Origin of the sequence: Pseudorhodoplanes sp., assembly GCF_050250235.1 — a bacterium.
GTDB lineage: Bacteria > Pseudomonadota > Alphaproteobacteria > Rhizobiales > Xanthobacteraceae > Pseudorhodoplanes.
Window position 1 is genome coordinate 1 of the sequence record NZ_JBFWPA010000273.1, and the last position, 4,362, is coordinate 4,362.

Sequence of the window (4,362 nt, forward strand, 5' to 3'; positions counted from 1 at the left end):
GGAGGCAAGGTCCTTTGGTGACTGGCTTGTGGTGGGCGTGGTGTCCGACTTGCGAGCCGAGGAATACAAGCGACTCCCTGTCCTAAACCAGGAAGAGCGCCTGAGCGTTGTAGAGGCGCTTTCTTGCGTAGACGAAGCCTTTATCATCCATCAAGCGCTCATATCCGAGACCATGGAGCGCATCATTGCCGATTATCACGTCGATGCGGTCGTCTACGCGGGCGATAGCACTCCCGACTTCTACAAGCCGGCTGAAAGGTCAGGCATCATGCATCGGCTCCCCTATCGCGCGGGCGTGAACTCGACCGATATCATTAGACGAATTATCTCACGCAAAGCCTTCGAGCGCTAAATCGGCGCTATCAGGTCGATACTCTCGAACGCTTGGTGGGCGGATTGGGATAATTGCGGCTTTCCGGATGGTTGCACGGCGCAAATGGATCCGCTTGACCCTCATGTGGAATGCGCTCTTTGACCGGCGGCAGTCTTAAGTAGTCTCCGTAACGGCGCCGAATGTATCGATCTGCATTTTGCGGCGCCAGCAGGTGCGCGCCCTCAAATTCGATTCTCTTAAGCGGAAAAATCTCAGCGCGATCATAAGCAGTTTGACGAAATGGGTTGACCAATTGACCCTGTTCGTTCTCACGATAGAAAAAAATATCGACCTGAAGTCCGTTGTGCCAGCGGGCGTCCCTATTCCTTGCTTGCCACTCGATGTAGTTGCTGTAGCGGTCGCGCAACTTCGCCATGACGGTTGACCGAAAGAGCGGGTCAGTGTCCTGGTTCTGAAAAAAGATGTCTGATGGAAGTTGGTCCGCAACACGGCAGAAGGCCCTATAGTCTGCCTCGGTCATGGCAACGTCTATATCGCAATCCCACGGTATCATGCCGCGATGTCGCAGCGCTCCAATTAGGGTGCCTGCCGTCATCCAGTACGAAATGCTCTCAGCCGTGCAGATATGATCCAATATCTTCAGCATCCGGATCATAACCAACTGACATTGACGGAGAGTGGTGTTGCCGTCCCGGCGGCGGTCGGGAAATAGCTGCGAGAGATCTGAGGACGGGGGCCTCATGCATGAACCCTCTTACCAAATTGGATTGGCGCTCCAGTCAGATTGCTTGTCCTGCTTGGCGGACCTCTTAGGTATGGCCCTCGCGGGCACGCCGACAACTGTAGACCCGTCGCGAATGTCGCACGCAACAGCTGCGCCCGCACCTACCTCACAGTCACACCCAATCTTGGCGTGGGGTCGGACGCATGCACCAACCCCAAGTGTTGTTCTTGCACCAATCGAAACGTGGCCGGACGTCGCGGCGTTCGGACCAAACGTCACGAAAGGACCAATCTGGCAGTCGTGGCTCACTACCGACCCGCTGTTCAGGATTGTGCCTGATCCAACCACAGCGGCTGACCTCACGGTTACGTATTCGGCCAAGTAACATCCCTTTTCGAGAACGGCGCTTTGACTCACGGACGCGGTTGGATGAATGATCGAAACCACCCTCCGACCGCGTTCAAGAACCTTGCCATGCACGAAGGCGCGCTGAGGGTTGTTCCCGATCGCGACGATTGCAAATGACTCATCCGGCACGTGCCGCAAAGGTGTAACCCATCCCGGCGGGTCAGGGTCAACAAAGCCCGCGATGGTCCAGCCGAGAAGTTCTGCCGTCTCGGCGACCACACGTGAGAAGAACCAACCGCCGAAAATGACAAGCGTCCCAGGCGGCCGGGGAACATCTGGGTTCATCGAGGTCCTTGCTTTCCTGAAACCCTCAATCCATCCTGACTCTGACGGGTCTGAGACGCCCGATGGTGATGCGACGAGAAAAGGACTGGATCCGGGCACACACGAGCAGCACTAGCTTATGGCCTTAGCGCGCAAAATACTAATACTTGGCGCCTCCTACGGTTCGCTTCTCGCCACCAAGTTTCTGTTAGCTGGCCAGACCGTCGGCCTCGTTTGTTCGGCCCAGGAGGCCGATCTCATTGCGAGAGAGGGCATTTTGTTGCGCATCGCATCGAAGCGACGCGGACAGCCCAACGAAATAAACTCCAAGAGGCTGCCGGGGCTTCTCAACGTAATGACTCCGGATGTTGCAGATCCTGATGAGTACGATCTGGTCTGCCTCGCGATGCAGGAGCCTCAGTACCGATCTCCTGATGTTTGGCAACTTTTGTCCCGGATTGGCGCTTCAGGAACGCCTGTGCTCTCGATTATGAACTTGCCTCCAATCCCGTACCTCGCTCGTATTCCCGCCCTCGATTTGAAGTCCCTTGAGTTCTGTTATGCCGATGCGAGACTCTGGGATGGATTCAGGCCTGGCATTTTCACGCAGGCCAGTGCGGATCCTCAAGCGTTCCGCCCGGCAGGAAGTCCAGCCAATGTCCTGCAGGTTACGCTCGCAACAAACTTCAAGGTGGCCCGCTTTGAAAACCCTGCCCATACCGCCATGCTGCGCGACCTTGAGACGGCCATCGAGGCGGGACGTTTCGGCCACTCGGATGGCAGTTTCTCAGGGATGCCGGTGAAACTTAAGGTGTGTGATTCAGTTTTTATTCCCCTCAGAAAATGGAGCATGATGTTGACGGGTAACTATCGTTGCGTGCGAGCCGAGGGGATATGCTCCATCCGCGAAGCGGTGCATTCCAATTTGCAGGTCTCACGCGACATCTATGATTGGGTCAATAGCGTGTTGCTGGCGATTGGCGCGAGCGAGTCAGACATCGTGCCCTTCGAGGACTACGCGAGGGCAGCTCTTGACCTTACCGTGCCCTCGTCGATAGCGCGTGTGCTTGCTTCCAGGGGAACAGAGATCGAGAGAGTAGATCTGCTCGTTCAATCCGTTGCTGCCTCCCGGGGATTGCGCAATCACCATGTCGATGCGAGCACGGACCTGGTAGATGTCTGGCTGCGGCGCAACCGCGGTTCCTGTGAGGCCGGCTCGTAAGCTCGAAACGCGAACGAATTTTCCCGAAAGCCCTCCCAAAGGGTTCGAGGCGGTCCAAGGGTAAAGGGTAGAAAAAACGGGTGGCTGTGGAGGCAGTCTTCGGCGAACTCGTCTCTGTTGTCGGTTCCCTGCTAACAGGGAGAAATACAGGGAGGATCGCTCCCGTAGCCGAGCGGCGCCCACCTAGAAAACGATAATTCTTGCGGGATTTCGATCAGTTAAGGAACCCACGCAAGATTTTCCGCGCCGCCAGAACAGGGAGATAACAGGGGCGGAGCAGGGAATGCTGGCAACCTTGCAGCGAACTCACCCCCGGACGTGGGTAAGCGTCCATTTCTAACACACTTGTTTTGCGGTTTGCGGACGCGATCTGTTCTCACTCTCAAATTTGCAGATGAGGAGAGCGAGATGGCGGGCGAGATTCGACTCCGGGAGCGCTACGGCGAGGCCTTCTGGCGGGCGCACCACGAAGCCTGGAAGCGTAGCGACTTGAATCAAAGGGAGTATTGCGAGGCGCAGGGTATCCCGCTCAAGGCGTTTGGCAATTGGCGGGCGAAGTTCAAGGCTGAGCCGCAGCCGCCTGAGCCGAAGCTGCTCTACCGGCGTGGCGGCCTAAGTCACAGGCTTAGTCACACCCTAAGTCATAGCCTTAGTCATATGACCAACGATCCGCTGTCGCGACCTATCGTCCCACCGGCATGCGAGGGTCGTCGGCGGAAGTTCAGCGCGGCAGACAAACGCCGGATTGTCGAGGAAGCTGCGCAAGCAGGTGCGAGCCTGTCCGCGGTGGCCCGGCGCTACGGGATCGCTGCGCGGGTTCTGTTTCGTTGGAAGCAGGAGCTGGCTGCAGCGACCGCGGCAGTATTCGTCGCGGTTCAGATCACCGACGCGGATGCACCGTCCGGTGTGGTGCCCACCGCTGAGGGGTACGCGTCATGACGCTGCTTCCTCCAGGCGTAAAGGTGCATTTGGCCTTCGGCTATACGGACATGCGCAAAGGCATCGACGGGCTCGCTATGTTGGTCCAGGGCGTGCTGCGGCAGGACCCCTTCTCGGGCCACCTGTTCGTGTTCCGGGGCCGCAAGGCCAACCTTATCAAGATCGTGTTCTGGGACGGGACCGGGCTGTGCCTGTTCACCAAGCGCCTCGAGCACGGCATCTTCCTGTGGCCATCGAACGTCGAGCCGGGTGGGACGCTGTCGTTGACCTCGGCGCAGTTGTCGTTGCTGATCGATGGCGTCGACTGGCGCGTGCCGGAACAGCGGTGGCGACCGGCAGTGGCGGGCTGATCGCTGCGGCTGATTGACTCACCGACACGTTGTTCGGTGAGAAGGTAGGCGAGTCAGCTTAGACTCGCGGCTCGTGGACATCGATCTTACCGCCTTGCCGGACGATGTGGAGACGCTGCAG

The 4,362-nt window shown here is 58.0% G+C and carries 6 protein-coding genes; 4 read left to right on the forward strand and 2 right to left on the reverse strand.

The window, feature by feature from the left end; genetic code table 11:
• The coding region (locus AB7F49_RS38490) for an adenylyltransferase/cytidyltransferase family protein (RefSeq protein WP_428533017.1) at positions 1-352 on the forward strand (352 nt) is incomplete at its 5' end.
• Positions 353-362: 10 nt separating this feature from the next.
• Here the strand turns inward: AB7F49_RS38490 and AB7F49_RS38495 are convergent.
• Both AB7F49_RS38495 and AB7F49_RS38500 read right to left on the reverse strand, forming a co-directional pair.
• Positions 363-980, reverse strand: a complete 618-nt coding sequence (locus tag AB7F49_RS38495; protein ID WP_428533020.1) for a LicD family protein — start codon at positions 978-980, stop codon at positions 363-365.
• A 108-nt stretch (positions 981-1,088) separates the two neighbouring features.
• Positions 1,089-1,751, reverse strand: coding sequence for an acetyltransferase (locus tag AB7F49_RS38500; protein ID WP_428533023.1), 663 nt, complete (start codon positions 1,749-1,751; stop codon positions 1,089-1,091).
• A 118-nt stretch (positions 1,752-1,869) separates the two neighbouring features.
• Here AB7F49_RS38500 and AB7F49_RS38505 point away from each other — a divergent pair, with 118 nt between their 5' ends.
• The 3 genes from AB7F49_RS38505 (at position 1,870) to tnpB (ending at position 4,241) form a co-directional block, all read left to right on the forward strand.
• Entirely contained in the window at positions 1,870-2,952 is a 1,083-nt protein-coding gene (locus tag AB7F49_RS38505; protein ID WP_428533026.1) for a hypothetical protein, read from the forward strand.
• A gap of 408 nt (positions 2,953-3,360) precedes the next feature.
• Positions 3,361-3,891 carry an IS66 family insertion sequence element accessory protein TnpA gene (gene tnpA, locus AB7F49_RS38510; RefSeq protein ID WP_428533029.1) on the forward strand — a complete coding sequence of 177 codons (531 nt, stop codon included), beginning with the start codon at positions 3,361-3,363 and terminating at the stop codon, positions 3,889-3,891.
• The gene (gene tnpB, locus AB7F49_RS38515) at positions 3,888-4,241 is read left to right on the forward strand and encodes an IS66 family insertion sequence element accessory protein TnpB (RefSeq protein ID WP_428533032.1); all 354 of its coding nucleotides are present in this window, start codon (positions 3,888-3,890) and stop codon (positions 4,239-4,241) included. The genes tnpA and tnpB overlap by 4 nt, the downstream gene beginning before the upstream one ends.
• The last annotated feature ends 121 nt before the right edge of the window (positions 4,242-4,362 follow it).

Bases quoted from the DNA above. Each gene is read 5' to 3' on its own strand.
- AB7F49_RS38495 (WP_428533020.1), bottom strand. From the start codon at position 980: ATGCTGAAGATATTGGATCATATCTGCACGGCTGAGAGCATTTCGTAC.
- AB7F49_RS38500 (WP_428533023.1), bottom strand. From the start codon at position 1,751: ATGAACCCAGATGTTCCCCGGCCGCCTGGGACGCTTGTCATTTTCGGC.
- AB7F49_RS38505 (WP_428533026.1), top strand. From the start codon at position 1,870: ATGGCCTTAGCGCGCAAAATACTAATACTTGGCGCCTCCTACGGTTCG.
- tnpA (WP_428533029.1), top strand. From the start codon at position 3,361: ATGGCGGGCGAGATTCGACTCCGGGAGCGCTACGGCGAGGCCTTCTGG.
- tnpB (WP_428533032.1), top strand. From the start codon at position 3,888: ATGACGCTGCTTCCTCCAGGCGTAAAGGTGCATTTGGCCTTCGGCTAT.